The 16308-nt window shown below is 72.5% G+C and carries 16 protein-coding genes; 6 read left to right on the top strand and 10 right to left on the bottom strand.

The genetic code is table 11. From position 1 onward, the window contains the following. Positions 1 to 50 precede the first annotated feature (50 nt). Positions 51 to 1175: an ABC transporter permease gene (locus ACGF5C_RS10205; protein WP_393299248.1), complete on the bottom strand. Its 1125-nt coding sequence runs from the start codon at positions 1173 to 1175 to the stop codon at positions 51 to 53. A 101-nt stretch (positions 1176 to 1276) separates the two neighbouring features. Between ACGF5C_RS10205 and ACGF5C_RS10200 the strand changes: the two genes are divergently transcribed. Then, positions 1277 to 2389, top strand: a complete 1113-nt coding sequence (locus tag ACGF5C_RS10200) for an RNA-guided endonuclease InsQ/TnpB family protein (RefSeq protein WP_393299245.1) — start codon at positions 1277 to 1279, stop codon at positions 2387 to 2389. Between the two features lie 119 nt (positions 2390 to 2508). On the opposite strand, the gene ACGF5C_RS10195 is transcribed toward ACGF5C_RS10200, so the two are convergent. The 5 genes from ACGF5C_RS10195 to ACGF5C_RS10175 all read right to left on the bottom strand — a co-directional run bounded on the left by ACGF5C_RS10195 (position 2509) and on the right by ACGF5C_RS10175 (position 8325). Continuing rightward, positions 2509 to 4137, bottom strand: coding sequence for a sugar ABC transporter ATP-binding protein (locus tag ACGF5C_RS10195; RefSeq protein ID WP_393299242.1), 1629 nt, complete (start codon positions 4135 to 4137; stop codon positions 2509 to 2511). After that, positions 4134 to 5312 carry an ROK family protein gene (locus ACGF5C_RS10190; RefSeq protein WP_393299239.1) on the bottom strand — a complete coding sequence of 393 codons (1179 nt, stop codon included), beginning with the start codon at positions 5310 to 5312 and terminating at the stop codon, positions 4134 to 4136. The genes ACGF5C_RS10195 and ACGF5C_RS10190 overlap by 4 nt, the downstream gene beginning before the upstream one ends. Positions 5313 to 5524: 212 nt before the next feature. Continuing rightward, positions 5525 to 6640, bottom strand: a complete 1116-nt coding sequence (locus tag ACGF5C_RS10185; RefSeq protein ID WP_393299236.1) for a YihY/virulence factor BrkB family protein — start codon at positions 6638 to 6640, stop codon at positions 5525 to 5527. A 64-nt stretch (positions 6641 to 6704) separates the two neighbouring features. Next, positions 6705 to 7514 (bottom strand): ABC transporter permease, encoded by an 810-nt coding sequence (locus tag ACGF5C_RS10180; RefSeq protein ID WP_357701823.1) that lies wholly within the window; start codon positions 7512 to 7514, stop codon positions 6705 to 6707. 10 nt (positions 7515 to 7524) lie between these two features. Further along, positions 7525 to 8325, bottom strand: coding sequence for an ABC transporter permease (locus ACGF5C_RS10175; RefSeq protein ID WP_393299820.1), 801 nt, complete (start codon positions 8323 to 8325; stop codon positions 7525 to 7527). 163 nt (positions 8326 to 8488) lie between these two features. Here ACGF5C_RS10175 and ACGF5C_RS10170 point away from each other — a divergent pair, with 163 nt between their 5' ends. Beyond that, positions 8489 to 8806 carry a PadR family transcriptional regulator gene (locus tag ACGF5C_RS10170; RefSeq protein ID WP_357701826.1) on the top strand — a complete coding sequence of 106 codons (318 nt, stop codon included), beginning with the start codon at positions 8489 to 8491 and terminating at the stop codon, positions 8804 to 8806. Next, a complete protein-coding gene (locus ACGF5C_RS10165) occupies positions 8803 to 9141 on the top strand; it encodes a hypothetical protein (protein ID WP_393299231.1) in 339 nt (112 codons plus the stop codon). The genes ACGF5C_RS10170 and ACGF5C_RS10165 overlap by 4 nt, the downstream gene beginning before the upstream one ends. Before the next feature lie 127 nt (positions 9142 to 9268). Here the strand turns inward: ACGF5C_RS10165 and ACGF5C_RS10160 are convergent, their stop codons facing one another. Then, entirely contained in the window at positions 9269 to 9457 is a 189-nt protein-coding gene (locus ACGF5C_RS10160; protein WP_393299228.1) for a DUF397 domain-containing protein, read from the bottom strand. Then, positions 9448 to 10251, bottom strand: coding sequence for a Scr1 family TA system antitoxin-like transcriptional regulator (locus ACGF5C_RS10155; protein ID WP_393299226.1), 804 nt, complete (start codon positions 10249 to 10251; stop codon positions 9448 to 9450). The genes ACGF5C_RS10160 and ACGF5C_RS10155 overlap by 10 nt, the downstream gene beginning before the upstream one ends. A gap of 215 nt (positions 10252 to 10466) precedes the next feature. On the opposite strand from ACGF5C_RS10155, the gene ACGF5C_RS10150 reads away from it, so the two are divergent. Further along, entirely contained in the window at positions 10467 to 10685 is a 219-nt protein-coding gene (locus ACGF5C_RS10150; protein ID WP_393299223.1) for a hypothetical protein, read from the top strand. A 302-nt stretch (positions 10686 to 10987) separates the two neighbouring features. Here ACGF5C_RS10150 and ACGF5C_RS10145 read toward each other — a convergent pair whose 3' ends face one another. Next, a complete protein-coding gene (locus ACGF5C_RS10145) occupies positions 10988 to 11527 on the bottom strand; it encodes a hypothetical protein (protein WP_393299220.1) in 540 nt (179 codons plus the stop codon). A gap of 109 nt (positions 11528 to 11636) precedes the next feature. Further along, complete coding sequence (locus ACGF5C_RS10140) at positions 11637 to 12569, bottom strand: ABC transporter ATP-binding protein (RefSeq protein WP_393299218.1); 933 nt, start codon at positions 12567 to 12569, stop codon at positions 11637 to 11639. A gap of 569 nt (positions 12570 to 13138) precedes the next feature. Between ACGF5C_RS10140 and ACGF5C_RS10135 the strand changes: the two genes are divergently transcribed. Both ACGF5C_RS10135 and ACGF5C_RS10130 read left to right on the top strand, forming a co-directional pair. After that, the gene (locus ACGF5C_RS10135) at positions 13139 to 15274 is read left to right on the top strand and encodes a TRAP transporter permease (protein ID WP_393299817.1); all 2136 of its coding nucleotides are present in this window, start codon (positions 13139 to 13141) and stop codon (positions 15272 to 15274) included. Further along, the gene (locus ACGF5C_RS10130; protein ID WP_393299215.1) at positions 15271 to 16290 is read left to right on the top strand and encodes a TAXI family TRAP transporter solute-binding subunit; all 1020 of its coding nucleotides are present in this window, start codon (positions 15271 to 15273) and stop codon (positions 16288 to 16290) included. Before ACGF5C_RS10135 ends, ACGF5C_RS10130 begins: the two co-directional genes overlap by 4 nt. Positions 16291 to 16308: the final 18 nt, after the last annotated feature.

The following is a 16308-nucleotide window of genomic DNA, read 5'->3' as shown; positions in this document are numbered from 1 at the left end:
GCCCGGACGCTGCGCGGATCGGGTGCGGTTGCCGGTGGTGCGGGTACGGGTCAGGTGGTGGTGAGCCGGTTGCGGCCGAGGAACTGGGTGAGGCTGCGGAACTGGACCTGCTGGACCAGGACGGCGGCGACGATGATGCCGCCCTTGACCATGTTCTGGGCCTCGGTGGAGAGACCGTTGATGGCGAAGAGGTTGGTGATGGTGGCGAAGATGACCACCCCGAGCAGGGAGCCGATGATGGTGCCCCGCCCGCCGCTGAGCAGCGTGCCGCCGATGATCGCGGCGGCGATCGCGTCCAGCTCGTAGAGGTTCGCCATCGCCGCCTGGGCCGAGTTGGCCTGGGCGGTGAGCATGATGGCGGCGATGCCGCAGCAGAGGCCGGAGAGCGCGTAGAGCAGCAGGGTGTGCCGCTTGACGTTGATGCCGGCGAGCCGGGCCGCCTCCGGGTTGCCGCCGACGGCGACCGTACGCCGGCCGAAGGTGGTGCGGTTGAGCAGCACCCAGCCGGCGGCCACCACGGCGGCGAGGATGTAGACCAGCAGCGGGATGCCGAGCAGGTCGTTGCTGGCGAGGCCGTTGATGAAGCCGTTGTCCGAGACCTGCGTCTGCTTGTCGGAGATCTCGGCGGCCAGCCCCCGGGCCGCCACCAGCATCGCCAGGGTCGCGATGAACGGCACCAGCCGGCCGTACGAGATCAGCAGGCCGTTGATCAGGCCGACCGCGAGCCCGACGGTGAGCGCGCTGAAGATCATGCCGCCGGCGCCGTAGCTCTGGGTCGCCACCGTCGTGCACCAGACCCCGGCCAGGGCGACGATCGCGCCGACGGAGAGGTCGATGCCGCCGCCGATGATCACGAAGGTCATCCCGACGGTGACCACGCCGACCACGGCGGCGAGCTTGAGGATGCTGAGGATGTTGTCCCACACCCAGTCCGGATTCGAGTACAGGTCGGATCGGGTGAGGGCGCCGATGACGACGAGCACCGCCAGCACGCCGAGCAGGGCGAGGTTGCGCCGGGCGCCCTCGCCGCCGTCGCCCCGCCACCAGGAGAGGCGCCCGGCGGTGGAGACCTTGTCGACGGCGGCCGCGGCCACCGCCGGGTCCACCGGCGGGGACTGCGCCGGCAACTGCGCCGCCCGCTCCGGCGCGTCGGTGGAGGTAGGACCCTCGGTCATCGTTGTAGCGGCGTGGACACCACGGGGTTCAGCCCGGGTAGAACGCGCCGCTCCCTCCCTTCGGCGTGTGTCTTACATGTCAGGCCGGTATGTTGTGAGGCGTGGGTGAGGTGGTGAAGCGGGCGTACAAGTACCGTTTCCATCCCTCCTTTGAGCAGGCCGAACAGTTGAACCGGACGTTCGGATGCGTGCGTCTGGTCTACAACCGTGCGCTGGAAGCGCGCACCCGGGCGTGGGCCGTCGACGGGCGGCGCACCAGCTACGTGCAGTCCTCGGCGTGGTTGACCGAGTGGAAACGCACGGACGACCTGGCCTTTCTCAACGAGGTGTCGTCGGTGCCGTTGCAGCAGACGCTGCGGCATCTGCAAGGCGCGTTCGCGGCTTTCTGGGACAAGCGCACCCGCTATCCCCGATTCAAGTCCAAGCGCAAATCGCGCGCCTCGGCGGAATACACCCGCTCGGCCTTTCGCTGGCGGGACGGACAGCTCACCCTGGCGAAGATGGACGCGCCGCTGGCTATCGTGTGGTCCCGGCCTCTGCCCGAAGGCGCGCAGCCGTCCACGGTGACCGTGTCCCGAGACGCGGCCGGCCGCTGGTTCGTGTCCCTGCTGGTGGAAGACCCGACCGTCGCGCCGCTGCCGCCCACGCACGGCGTGGTCGGCGTGGACGCCGGCATCACCAGCCTGGTCACCCTCTCCACGGGGGAGAAGGTCACCAACCCGCGCCACGAACGCGCCGATCGGCGGAAGCTGGCCAAGGCGCAGCGGGAGCTGTCCCGCAAGGAGAGGGGCTCCAACAATCGGGCCAAAGCCCGGGTGAAGGTTGCCCGCATTCATGCCCGCATCGCTGACCGGCGACGCGACCAACTGCACAAGTTGAGCACTCGGCTCGTCCGCGAGAACCAAACGGTCGTGATTGAGGATCTCAGCGTACGTAACATGCTGCGCAACCACCGGCTGGCCCGCGCCATCTCCGACGCGGCCTGGTCGGACCTGCGGAACATGCTGGAGTACAAGGCCGCGTGGTACGGGCGGACGGTCATCGCCGTGGACCGTTGGTTGCCGTCGAGCAAGACATGCTCGGCGTGTGGGCGCGTCAACACCACGCTCGCCCTCGGCGTCCGCGTCTGGACGTGCCCCGGCTGCGATGCGACGCATGACCGGGACGCCAACGCCGCCAGGACCATTCTCGCCGCCGGGCTGGCGGAGAGGTAAAACGCCTGTGGAGGGCTGGTAAGACCTGACCCGCGTGAGCGGGAACGGCACAGCCCAACGAAGCAGGAGCCCCCTCGGGTGACCCAGGGAATCCCCGCTCATCAGGGCGGCGGAGGATGTCAAGCCGGAGCGCCTTCCATCAGGGACCCCGCCATGACGAGGTCGAGCACGGTGTTCTCGTCGAGTTCGCCGGCCGGGGCCTCGCGGACGACCCGCCCCTCCCGCATCACCAGCACCCGGTCGGCCAGGCCGAGCACCTCGGGGACCTCGCTGGAGACCAGCAGCACCCCGACGCCGCGGGCGGCCAGCCCCCGGACGACCTGGTAGAGCTCGGCCCGGGCGCCGACGTCGACGCCCCGGGTGGGCTCGTCGAGCAGCAGCAGCCGGGTGTCGCCGAGCAGCCAGCGCCCGACCACCACCTTCTGCTGGTTGCCGCCGGAGAGGGTGCGCACCGGCCGGCGTACGTCGCGGGGGCGCAACTCCAGGCTCTCGGCGATCCGGTTCGCCTCGGCCCGCTCCCGCCCGGCGTCGGTGAAGCCGGCGCGGGCGTAGCGGGCGAAGGTGGCCAGGGTGACGTTGCGGTAGACGGGCTCGCCCAGCAGCAGCGCCTGGCTCTTGCGCTCCTCGGGAGCCATCCCCATGCCGGCCCGCACCGCCGCGCCGACGCTGCCCGGGCGCAGCGGCCGGCCGGCCATCCGCACCGTGCCCGCGTCGGGACGGCGCGCGCCGTAGATCGTCTCCAGCAGTTCCGACCGGCCGGAGCCGACCAGCCCGGCGATGCCGACGATCTCGCCGGCCCGGACGCCGAGCGAGACGTCGGCGAACTCGCCGGCCCGGGTCAGTCCCTCGACCGTGAGCAGGTCCGCCCCGCCGGCCGGGTCCGCCGGGCGGTCCGGGAAGACGTACTCGATGGTGCGGCCGGTCATCCGGGAGACCAGGTCGCGGGTCGGGGTCTCGCGGGCCGACAGGTTCGCCGCCGTGGTCCGCCCGTCCTTGAGGACGGTGACCCGGTCGCCGATCTCGCGGATCTCCTCGAGCCGGTGGGAGATGTAGATGACCGCGATGCCCTGGGCGGTCAGCTCCCGGATGATTCGGAACAGGTTGCCGACCTCGTCGTGCGCCAGCACCGCGCTCGGCTCGTCCATGACGATCAGCCGGGCCTCGTGCGACAGCGCCCGGGCCATGCTGACCACCTGCTTGGCGGCCGCCGGCAGCGAGCGGACCATCCGGTTCGGCGGGATCTCGGCGTGACCCAGCCGACCGAGGATCTGCCGCGTCCGGCGGGCCATGTGGCCGCGCTGGACGAAACCGAACCGGCGCGGCTCGTGGCCGAGGAACGCGTTCTCCGCGACCGAGAGGTCCTCGACCAGGTCGAGTTCCTGGTAGATCGTGGCGATGCCGGCGCGCATGGCGGCCTGCGGGTTGGCGAAGCCGACCGGCTGGCCGCGCCACTCGACCTGCCCCGAGTCGGGGCGGTGCACCCCGGCCAGCACCTTGATCAGGGTGGACTTGCCGGCGCCGTTCTGCCCGAGCAGGCAGTGCACCTCGCCGGCGCGCACCTCCAGCTGCACCCCGTCCAGCGCGCGTACGCCCGGGAAGGTCTTGACCACGTCGGTGAGGCGCAGGACCACCTCGCCCGCGACGGCGTCGGCGGGCGCCTCGACCAGCGGAGCGTCGGCGGGGACGACATCGGCCGGCGTGGCGGCGGCTGTCTTCTCGGGCACGTTCTCCTCCTCGCGCTCGTTCATGACGCCTCCGCGAAGGCCACGTCGCTGGCCAGGACGGCGGCGCCGGCCACGCCGGCGCGGGGCCCCAGCTCGGACAGGACGACCGGGAGATTGCCGGTGGCCAGTGGCAGCGACCGGCGGTAGACCACGCTGCGGATCTCGGCCAGCAGGATGTGCCCGAGCTGGGCGAGCCCGCCGCCGATCACGATCATCGACGGGTTGGTGAAGCTGACCAGCCCGGCCAGGACCCCACCGACCCGCCGACCCCCGTCGCGGATGAGCTGGATGCAGGTAACGTCGCCCTCGCCGGCGCCCTCCGCGACGTCCCGGGCCGTCACCGCGCCCCGCGCGGCGAGCCGCTCGGCCAACGCGGGCGAGGCGCCGGCGCGCGCCGCAGCGGTCGCGTCCTTGGCCAGCGCGGCGCCGCTGAACAGGGCCTCCAGGCAGCCGAGGTTGCCGCAGGAGCACATCGGGCCGTGCGCGTCGACCTGGATGTGGCCGATGTCGCCGGCGCAGCCGTCGGTGCCCCGGTAGACCTCGCCGCTGAGGTAGATCCCGCACCCTATGCCGGTGCCGATCTTCACGAAGAGGAAGTCGTCCACGGAGTGGGCGACCCCGCCGTGCCGCTCCCCGATCGCCATGATGTTGACGTCGTTGTCGACCACCGCCGGGCAGCCGTGCTCGCGGGTGAGCAGCTCGCGCACCGGGAACCGGTCCCACCCCGGCATGATCGGCGGGGAGACCGGCACGCCGTCGCGGAAGCTGACCGGGCCGGGCACGCCGATGCCGACGGCGTCGAGCCGCTCGTAGGCGCCGTCGACCTTGGCCTTGTGCAGCAGCTCGTTGACCCGCTGGAGGGTCACCTTCGGTCCGGTGCGGATGTCGGCCGGCTCGGCGTACGCGGCGACCGGCTCCAGGCGGCCGTTGACCACCTCGACGTCGATGGAGCTGGCGCCGAGGTCCACAGCGGCGAACCGCAGGTGGGGGCTCAGCTCGACGAGGGTGGAGCGCCGGCCGCCCCGGGAGGCGGCGAGCCCCGCCTCGGCGACGTAGCCGAGCCCGACGAGCCGTTCCAGCTCGGCCAGCAGCCGGGGGCGGGGCATCTGCAACCGGTCGCCCAGCTCGGCCCGGGACACCGCCCCCTCGTCGCGGAGCAACCGCAGCAGCCGGACGTGCAGGGGGTCGACCGTCCGCACCGGACTCACCTCTTCCCGCGCCTCGTTCACATCGACGTACCACCGATGTGTTGTGTCCGACACAGTAGGAGTCTTCTGCGCCAGCTGTCCATACCTTCAGCAGATCCGACCCCAACTTTTGTCAGATCGAGCAAAAGTATCGGTGCGCGGGCGCAGCGAGGCGCCCCGCCGCCCGGGTGGGCGACGGAGCGCGGCGGTGCCGGGGGTCGGGGTCAGTGGGGGTTGGCGGGGTTGCGCTTCTTCCTGAGTTTGCGGTCGTCGCGCAGCTCGACGTAGGGCTCCTCGTCGGGCGAGTGGCCGGCCTCGATGGCGCGGCTGCGCTCCAGCTCGGCGTCGAACTCCGCGCCGAGGAGGATCGCGATGTTGCTCAGCCACAGCCAGATCAGGAAGATGATCACACCCGCGAGCGCCCCGTACGTCTTGTTGTACGAGCCGAAGTTGCTGACGTAGAGGGCGAACAGCCCGGAGACCACCAGCCAGATCACCACAGCCAGCACGCCGCCCGGGCTCACCCAGCGGAACCCGCCGTGCCTCGCGTTCGGGGAGGCCCAGTAGAGGATCGCGAACATCAGGCTCACCAGGAGCAGCAGCACGGGCCACTTCACGATGTTCCACACGGTCACCGCGGTGGAGCCCAGCCCGATCGCCTCGCCGACCTGCGCGGCGAGGCCGCCCGTGAAGACCACGATCACCGCGCTGGCCAGCAGCATCACGCCGATCACCGCGGTCACCCCGACGCGGATCGGCAGCGTCTTCCAGATCGGCCGCCCCTCCGGCACGTCGTAGATCGTGTTGGAGGCGCGCATGAAGGCGGCGATGTAGCCGGAGGCCGACCAGAAGGCGGCCAGCAGACCGAGGATCGCGGCGAGCCCGGCGAAGCCCCCGCTCTGCTGCGCCTGGTTGATCGCTCCCTCGACGATCTGCCGGATGTTCTCCTGCGGAACGGCCTGGTTGACGGTGTCCTTGACGCCCTGCGTCGCGCGCGGACCGAGCAGGCCCAGGATCGAGACCAGCACCAGCAGGCCGGGGAAGATCGAGAGCACCCCGTAGTAGGTCAGGGCCGCCGCCCAGTCGGTGAGGCTGTCGTCCTGGAACTCCCGGAGCGTGCGCCGCAGAGTCGCCTTCCACCCGGTGCCCGGCAGCGCCGTCGGGCTCTCGGGGCCCTCGTCGGGCCCGACCGGGCCGCGCCCGGGGCGGTGCCGCCGCGCCGGATCCGGGCTGTGGTCGGCGCGGCCCGTCCGTCGGTCACCGCCCGCCCTGCTGGCGGCCACGGCGCCGGAATCGTCGCGGTCGCGCCCGCCGCGGGCGGAAGACTCGTCGGAGGCCATCGCCCCTCCCTCTGGTCGGCTCATGTCCCCCCGGCATGCCCCGGCAGCGGCGACGACTAACCACCTAGCGGTAGAGCAACCTGCCCATCCGGCGCGAAGCGACCAGCAGGCCGACAACCAGCACCGCGAGCAGGTAGAGCACGTCGAGCACCCACGCCCAGCCGGCCGTGCCCACGGAGACGCCACGGATCAGGTGCACCGCGCGGTAGAGCGGGGTCACCTCGACCACCCAGCGCAGCAGGGACGGGTACGCCTCGGCGGGGACGAACGTGCCGGAGAAGAGGAAGAGGGTGAACTGGGCCGAGCCCATCAGGTCGAAGTCCTGCCAACTGCGCATGAAGGTGGAGATCGTCATGCCGAGCGCGCCGAAGGCGAAGCCGACCAGCACCGCCGCCGGGAAGGCGACCAGGGCCCGGGCCACGGTGGTCAGGTCCATCCCCACCATCACCACGAGGAACGCGGCCGAGTAGGACCCGCCCCGCAGCATCGCCCAGCCCAACTCCCCGAGGGCGATCTCGAACGGCTGCACCGGGGTGGCGATCACCCCGTCGTACAGCTTCATGTACTTCATCTTGCCGAAGAAGTTGAACGTCGTCTCCGACAGCGCTCCGGTCATCGCCGACGAGGCGAGCATGGCCGGCGCGACGAACGCCGCGTACGTGACGACCTGGCCGCCGGGCAGCGTGAGGTCGCCGACCAGCGCGCCCACCCCGACGCCGATGGAGAGCAGGTAGAGCAGCGGCTCCACGAAGCCGGAGACGAGCAGCAGCCAGTAGACGGACTTCAGGGCCGCGACGTTGCGCTCGGCCACCGACGTCGACCGGCGGGTCGCCGCGGCGACGTCGACCAGCCGGGGCAGGACGAGACTGACCACAGCACCCCTCCTAGACGACGAGCCGGCGGCGGAACGCGCGGCGGGCCAGCATCCAGCCGGCGACCGCCCAGGCCGCGAGGTAGAGCAGGTGGCCGGCGACCGACCACTGCGGAGCGACGCCGAGCGTCGCCGCCCGGCACAGGTCGACGCCGTGCCACAGCGGAGTCGCGTACGCCAGCCAGCGCAGCGCCGTGGGCAGCGACTCGACGGGGAAGAACACGCCGGCGAACAGCGTCATCGGGATCACCGCGAAGCGGAGCAGCATCGCCAGCCAACTGTCGGTGGACACCACCGACGCGTACGCGAAGGTCGGGGCGGCGACGGCGAGGCCGAGCAGCGCCACCACCGGCAGCGTGGCCACCGCCCACGGCGAGCGCAGCGCCCCGAACAGCGTCATCACCAGCAGGAACGCCGCGCTGGTGGTGAGCACCCGGAACAGCACGAACGCCAGGTGCCCGCTGAGGATGTCGCCCACCCGCAGCGGCGCGGCGCTCTGCGCGAAGTAGGTCTTGATCCACTGGAAGTTGCTGAACACCGGCCAGGTCGACTCGCCGATCGCCGTCTGGAGGGCGGTCGACGCGATCAGGCCGGGCACGATCCACTCGAGGTAACGCACCCCGCCGACGCCCTGGTCGATGTAGGCCCCGACGCCGACCCCGAACCCCAGCACGGTCAGCACCGGCAGCAGGAACGACGAGAAGACGCCGGCCCGCCAGGTGCGCCGGTAGCCGACCAGGTAGTGCGCCAGCACCGCCAGCGCCGGCACGCGTGGCAGCGACGGCCGCGCCCGCTCCCGCGCCTGTTGCGCCACGCTCACGCGACCACCCCCGTTCACCACGGCCTTCCTACCCCGGGGGTACGACAGGCCGCAGCCACCCTACGACCGGCGTACGCACCTGTCGTGGCAGTTTCCGCTCCGAGCGGGGTCCCTCCGTTCCCTGGACAGGCTTAATCTACATAGGTAGCCTAACCTCGTGGAGCCACTCGGACGCATCGGTGCGGCGACGGTCGACGTCCTGCGGGTGCTGGTCGACAGCGACCGGCCACGCTGGGGGCTGGAGATCATCAAGGTCACCGGGCGCCCGTCCGGCAGCGTCTACCCGCTGTTGGAACGGTTGGAGCGCAACGGCTGGGTGACCTCGCACTGGGAGGACGAGACCGACCGCCGCGGCCCACGACGGCGGATGTACCAGCTCACCGCCGACGGAGCGGTGGCCGCCCGGCGGGTCTGCGCCCGGGCCGACACCCGGGCGGCGCACCACCGCCCGGCCCGACTACGGGAGGCACGATGACGCCCGTCCGGGCCGCGCTCGTCCTCGTGCGCTGCGCCGCGGCGCTGCTCCCCGGCCCTTCCCGCGCCCGTCATCTCGAACAGTGGCAGGCCGACGTGCACGGCGCCGCCGAACTCGGCATGTCCCCCCTCCGGCTCGCTGCGGGCACCCTCGGCGCTGCCGTCCGGATCGCCGCCACCAGCCCGAAAGGACCTCGCGCCATGCAGCCCATCGGCCCGCTCGCCCTCGCCCTGAAGCTGATCGGCGGCACGCACGCCCGCCGTCGCGCCGCCACTCTCGCCGCCGTGCTCACCGCGACCCTGCTGGCCGGCGTCGGGCTGCTCATCGCCGGCTGACCGGCGATCGCTCCGCCGCCGGCCGCCCGAACCGGCGCCCGTAGTGCGGGGTAAGAGCGGCGGCGTGCGGGAACACGCCGTCCAGGCTGGCCGCGCGGGGACCCGGCAGGTGGCCGTGGTGGGCGAGCTACCGCCGGGCGACGCCTGAGACGAACGTCCGCCAGGCGGCGGGGTCGAAGGCCAACACCGGACCGCTCGGGTCCTTGGAATCGCGTACGGCCACCACGCCGGGCAGGTTGTCGGCCACCTCCACGCAGTTGCCGCCCTGGCCGTTGCTGCGGATGCTCTTGCGCCACCGGGCGCCGATCAGGTCCATGTCTCCGCCACTTCCGCTATCAGATCGAGGGACTGCTGCTGAGATAGTGCCTCACCACGGATCGACTCCCAGACCTCGACCACCTGCCGCACGTACTCGGGACGGTCAATCACCTGCCCGTGGAGTTGCCCCTCCACGTAGACGACGTTCTCCCCACCCGGCAAGGTGGCGATCACGAAGGGGCCGCCGAGCCCAGCGTAAGCTCCGGCGGAGAGCGGCACGACCTGGATTCGGACCCGAGGCAGCGTAGAGCCCAGCTTCACCAGATGAAGCAACTGCTCGCGCATCACCTCCGGCCCGCCGATGCGGCGGCGCAGCACGTACTCGTCGATGACCACGCTGAGCAGCGGGGGGCGGTCGCGGGTCAGCAGCGCCTGGCGGTCCAACCGGGTCGCCACCTGCTGCTCGATCTCGTCTGGAGCGAACAGCCCGCCGCCGGCGTGGATGGCGCGGGCGTATGCCTCGGTCTGCAACAGGCCGGGCACATAGAGCGGCTCGAACGAACGCAGCGCTGTCGCCTCGTCCTCGATGCCGGGCCAGTCGCGGAACCAGGGCACCACGGTCTCCCGGCTGATCCGTCGCTGGATGCGCTCGAAGCGCCCGTCCGCCCCGAACGCGGTGTCGCAGCGGCGGGCGAAGTCGAGGCTCGGCCGGCGCTCGCACGTCTCCACCTTGGCGACCAGGGCGCCCGAATAGCTCAGCGCCTCGGCCAGCGCGGTCTGGGACATGCCACCGGTGGCGCGGGCGAGCCGCAACTCCTCCGCGAAGTGGTCCAGCATGGACGAGCGTTCCACGGACAGCCTCCGTACATCCTCGTACCGCCAGGGAACGGCCGCCGTACGCCCTGGTCGTCGGCGCGCGGGATCTCCCACCGTAGTCGGGTCATCACCAGACTGTCACGCAGCGGAACCGCTCACGGGATCGGACGGCGGGCGGAACCAGGCCGGGGGCGCCCGGAGACAACGAGGTCCGGGGCGCCCCCTTCCCACCTTCGACGGAGGCTCACCGCATGCGACTCAGGTTCTGGCGCTGCCGGCGCTCGACGCCACCCGCCATGCTCCCCCGGCGTACGCCCAACACGCGACCGGCGTGGGCGACCGCGCCGACGGAGGTCTTCCCGACCGATGGCCCGGGACGCCCGGGGCAGCTGACCCGGGCGCAGGAGTGGCGGGCGAACGGCGGCCACTGGCTACCGTCGCCGCGCCGGGCCGGGGAGGGCCCGCGCTGATGCCGCGCTACCGCCCGCACGTCGCGGCGCGCCCGTCCTGGCGCTGCCGGGTGTGCGGCGCCGCGTGGCCCTGCTCCCCGGCCCGGCTGGCGCTGCTCGGCGAGTACCGCGAGAACCGGACGGGCCTGCTGATCTACCTCGGCACCCTGATGTACGAGGCCACGGGCGACCTGGCCGACCTGAACGGGCAGGTCGTGCCGGACGGGGCTGGCCGACCGCTTCCTGAGCTGGGCGAGGGCGCGATGACCAGCACGGCCGATCGGCTCAGCTCGGGTGGCACCGCAGGGCCGGGCGCGGGCCGCTCAGCCGCGGACCGCCCGCAGCAGCGACAGCACCGCGGAGCCGAGCAGCAGCAGCCCGGCGCCGGTGCCGACGACCAGGCCCGCCGCCACCCCCGAGGTGAGCGCGGTGACCAGCCCGGCCAGCGCGACGGCGCACATGGCGACGCCGAGGGGCCGCAGCAGCGGGTCGCGCAGCACCGGCACGAGGGGGAAGAAGTGCAGCCCCACCACGGCGCAGACCAGCACCGGGATGAACTCCGACCAGCCGGCGAGACCGAGCACGGCAGCACCCAGCCCGGCGGCGGCGAACTCGGCGACGACGATCAGCAGGTAACGGCGGTCGGCGGCGCGGTCCCGGGCGGCGACGACCGCCCTCCGGCTCCGGGCCACCACGACCGCTCCGGCCACCGCGGTGAGCAGCGCCGCGCCGCTGGCGACGACGAGCAGGGTCCGCAGCGGTTGGTCGGTGGCCGGCACGCTGAACCAGATGGTGGCGAAGACCCCCAGGTAGAGCGCGCCCAGCCCGGCCTGGTGGCGGGACTGGAACTCCAACCTCGACATGTGACCCCCGTGCTCGTCTCCCGGCGGGCAGCGCGCCGCCGGCCCGCCGATGCTACGGAACGAGTCGCAGGACGCTGACGCCCCCGCGCAGCCGGTGGACGTGCGCGACTCAGTCGACCAGGGTGCGGCCGGTGAGGTGGAGGAAGACGTCTTCCAGACTGCTGCGCCGGACCAGCACGTTGGCGGGGTGCAGGCCCAGCGCGCTGACCTCGGCCACGGCCGCGTCGCCGTCGGGGACGTAGAGCAGGATCCGGTCGGGCAGCACCTCGACCCGCTCCCCCAGGCCGTCGAGCTTGCCGGCGAACGCCTCCTGCGACTCGGCGGCGAATCGCAGCTCCACCACCTCCCGGGTGGAGTGCCGCTCGATCAGCGCGCGGGGCGAGCCCTCGGCGACGATCCGGCCGCCGTCCATCACGACCAGGCGGTCGCAGAGCTGCTCCGCCTCGTCCATGTAGTGCGTGGTGAGCACCAGCGTGACGCCCTGCTGCTTGAGCCGGAACAGCCGCTCCCACACCAGGTGCCGGGCCTGCGGGTCGAGGCCGGTCGTCGGCTCGTCCAGCAGCACGATCTCGGGCTCGTTGACCAGCGCGCGGGCGATGGTCAACCGCCGCTTCATGCCCCCGGAGAGCGGCTCGACCTTGCTGTCGGCCCGCTCGGTGAGCTGGACGAAGTCGAGCAGCTCGGCGGAGCGCGCCCGGGCCACCCGGCGGGGGATGCCGAAGTAGCGCGCGTAGGTCGTGAGGTTTTCCCGGACCGTCAGCTCCGGGTCGAGGTTGTCGAGCTGGGGGCAGACGCCGAGCCGGGCCCGGATGGCCGGCCCGTCGCGGACGGGATCCATGTCGAGGATGCGCAGCTCGCCGCCGCTGGGCGGGGAGATGCACCCGACCATCCGCATGGTGGAGGACTTGCCGGCGCCGTTGGGCCCCAGGAAGCCGAAGGCCTCACCGGCGCGCACCTCGACGTCGATGCCGTCGACGGCGGTGAAGTCGCCGAACCGCTTCACCAGCCCCCGCGCCCGGATGAGTGGCTGAGGCGTGGTCACCGCCCGACCCTAACCGCCCGGTCCGACACGTCCCACCGGTTTGTCGGGGCGGGACGCGCGACCCCGCCACCGGGACGCGCCGCGGGCCGACGGGGGCGCGTCCCCGCCGCCGCTCGGCCCGACAGGGGGCGGCGGCCCCGACAGGGGCGGTGGCCAGGTAGGGGACCCCTCGGCGGCCGGATCGGCCGACCGGGCGCACGGAGAGCGACGACACTACTCTCCGCAGCGGTGCCGCCGGGGCGGGCGTGCCCGCGTCGGCCGGTGGACGGGGCGGAGGAACTGGAGGGCGTTGTCGGGACCATAGTGGACAAGATGGATTCAATCGCCGCCGGACATTCCGCATTGTCGCCAGTTTCGGTTCACATTCCGATCAAAAGGCGACCACAACCGCAGTGTCTCTGCGTAATTGTCCACTCGCCACCATTACCGACTGCAATCATGGTCGGCAATATTCCCTAAGGTATGCAATTCGCGTATCGTGCCCCCTCGTGTCACCAGTACGTTCTTCCGGCGATCCCGCCCCACAGCCACCTTCCGTGGGCCCGGGATCCACCGTGGACGAGGCCCCGATGCCGCTGCCGCCGGAACCGCCCGACAAGACGGATCCCGCCGGCGCCGATCCGCGCGACCTCGCCGCCCAGTTCGAGGACGAGAAGCCGGTACGGGTCCTCTCCGGGCCGGTCGCCGTCCTGATCACCGGCACCACGCTCGCGATCGCGCTGCTCGCTCTCTGGCAGGTGTTCAGCCCGCTTTCGCAGGGCAGCAAGTTCTACCTCGTCATCTTCCTGGCCGGCGTCCTGCCGGTCGTCTTCCTGGCGTACCCGGCGGACCTGCGGCTGCCCGAGCGGCTGCGGCGCGGGGCCCGACGAGCGGACGGGGACAGCCGGCCCGACACCGGCGACCGCGACGAGGGCGGGGGCCCGACCGTGGTCGACTGGGTGCTGGCCGCCGCGGCGCTGGTGAGCTGCCTCTACCCGGTGCTGCCGGTCCCCCTCGGCGACGGCGGCGGCGGGTACGACGCCTTCCTCGACCGGCAGGGCCTGCTGGTCGGGGTCGACGTGGCCATGGGCACCGTGTTGCTGCTCCTGCTGCTGGAGGCGTGCCGGCGCACCACCGGGTGGATCCTGCCGGCCGTCTGCCTGGTCTTCCTCGGCTACGGCTACTACGGCGGGCTGCTGCCCCAGTCCTGGCCGGTGGCCCACGCCGGCCTCGACTTCGGGCAGCTCGTCGACGCCTTCTACAACTCCGACAGCGGCTTCTACGGCACCCCGCTCGACGTCGCGGCGACGTACATCGTGCTGTTCACCATCTACGGCGCGGTGCTGGACCTCTCCGGAGCCGGGCGGTTCTTCGTGGAGCTGTCCGCCGCCGCCTTCCGGCGCTCCCGGACGGCGGCCGGCCGCACGGCCGTCGCCTCGGGCTTCCTGCTCGGCACCGTCTCCGGCTCGGGCGCGGCGACGACGGTCAGCATCGGCGCGGTCACCTGGCCCGTCCTGCGCCGGGCCGGCTACCCGCCGGAGCGCGCGGGCGGCATGCTCGCCGCGGCCGGCGTCGGGGCCATCCTGTCCCCGCCCACCCTCGGCGCGGCGGCCTTCATCATCGCCGAGTACCTGGGCGTGTCGTACCTCCAGGTGCTCGGCTGGGCCGCCGTCCCGACGGTGCTGTACTACCTCGGCATCCTGCTCGCGGTCGAGATCGACGCCCGGCGCTCGGGGGTGCGCCCGGTGGTGCTCGACACCGCCTCCCCGTGGCGGCTGCTGGGCCGGTTCGGCTACCACTTCCTGTCGCTGCTCGCGATCGTCGTGCTGCTGGCCGTCGGCTTCTCCGCGACCCGGGCCGTCGTGGTGGCCACCGTCCTGGCCGCGGTGCTGTCCTTCCTGGACCGGCGGCACCGACTCACCCCGGCCCGGCTGCTGGCCGCGCTGAGCGCCGGCGTGCGCGGGGTGCTCGCGGTCAGCGCGGTCTGCGCCGCGGCGGGCATCATCACCGCCACCACCACCAAGACCGGCCTCGGTCCGCAGGCCGCGGCGCTGCTGGTCAGCGGGGCCAAGGCCGTCAGCTCGGATCCGGCCGTGGTGCTGGCGCTCACCGCGCTGCTCGCCGCCGTCGCCCTCACCCTGCTCGGGCTGGCCGTGCCGGTCACCGCGTCCTTCGTGATCGGCTGGGTGATCATCGGTCCGGCCCTGCTGGACCTGGGCGTCACCGCGCCGGCCGCGGCGATGTTCGTCTTCTACTTCGCGGTCCTGTCCGAGGCCTCCCCGCCGACCGCGCTCGCCGCCGTGGCCGCCGCCGCCGTGACCGGCGGCCGGCTGGTGCCGACCATGTGGCAGACCCTGCGGTACGCCCTGCCGGCCTACCTCATCCCGCTCGCCTTCGTGGTCACGCCGACGGGCCTCGGGCTGCTCGGCATCGGGGGCGCGCAGCGGATCGCCGTGGCGGGGGCGGTGGCCGCCCTCAGCGTCGCCGTGCTGGCGGTGGCGGCGGGCGGCTGGCTGCCCGGCGTCGGCCCGGCCGGCACGCCGGAGCGGATCCTCGGCGCGCTCGCCGGGCTGACGCTGCTCTGGCTCGAACCCGTACCCGTCGCCGTCGGCGCCGCCCTGGCTGCCGTCATGGTGGCGGGTGTGCTCGTCAGACGCGGCACCGCCGGCCCGACCGGCGTGCCGTCAGCAGGTGCAACGGTCACCCATGGGGAGGAGAAACAGTGAGACGGATCAACGTGCGGATCGCCGCGGGGGTGGGCACGCTGGCGCTCGTCGCGGCGGGCGCCGCCGGTTGCGGGGGGCGTCAGGACGGCGCCACCAAGGACGACGCCGCCAGCGAGATCACCTGCAAGGTCACCGAGAGCACCCGCGTCGGCATCGCCACCGGCAACGCCACCGGCGTCTACTACGTGGTCGGCAACGCCCTCGCCGGCCAGCTCTCCGGGGCGACCGACGGCAAGCTGAGCGGCACCGCCGCCGAGACCGGCGCGTCGGTGCAGAACGTCGAGCAGCTCGTCGGCGGCCAGTACGACGTGGCCTTCTCGCTGTTCGACACGGCGGTCAACGCGGTGCAGGGCAAGGGCAGCTTCACCGCCCCGCAGCCGGTCGAGGCGCTCGCCCGGATCTACGACAACTACACGCAGGTCGTCGTCCGGGCCGACGCGGGGATCAACTCGGTCGCCGACATGAAGGGCAAGAAGATCTCGACGGGCTCCCCCAAGTCCGGCACCGAGGTCATCGCCAACCGTCTGCTGGGGGCCGCCGGCCTCGACCCGGCCAAGGACATCCAGGCGCAGCGGCTCGACCTGACCAAGACCGTCGAGGGCGTCAAGGACGGCAGCATCGACGGCTTCTTCTGGTCGGGCGGGGTGCCCACGGGCGGCGTGACCGACCTGTTCACCACGGCCGGCGACAAGGTGAAGTTCCTCGACATCAGCCCGCTGCTGCCCAAGATGGCCGAGCTCAACCCGGCGTACCAGGCGGGGACCATCAAGGCGGACGTCTACAAGACGTCGGCGGACACCCCGACCATCGTGGTGCCGAACGTGCTGCTGGTCCGCAAGGACCTCAACGCGAACGTGGCCTGCGCGATCACCCGGACGGTGTTCGACAGGAAGGACGCGCTGGCCCAGGCCAACCCGGCGGCCAAGGGCATCAGCCTCGACACCGCCCGCAAGACCGACCCCGTGCCGCTGCACCGCGGCGCGGCCAAGGCGTTGCAGGACCTCGGCGCGAGCTGACCCGTCGGTGCCGGGTCC

This window comes from Micromonospora sp. NPDC047620 (assembly GCF_043205005.1).
Classification (GTDB): domain Bacteria; phylum Actinomycetota; class Actinomycetes; order Mycobacteriales; family Micromonosporaceae; genus Micromonospora.
Note: the sequence above shows the minus strand (reverse complement) of the source record. Positions and strands in the feature narration are given on the sequence as shown.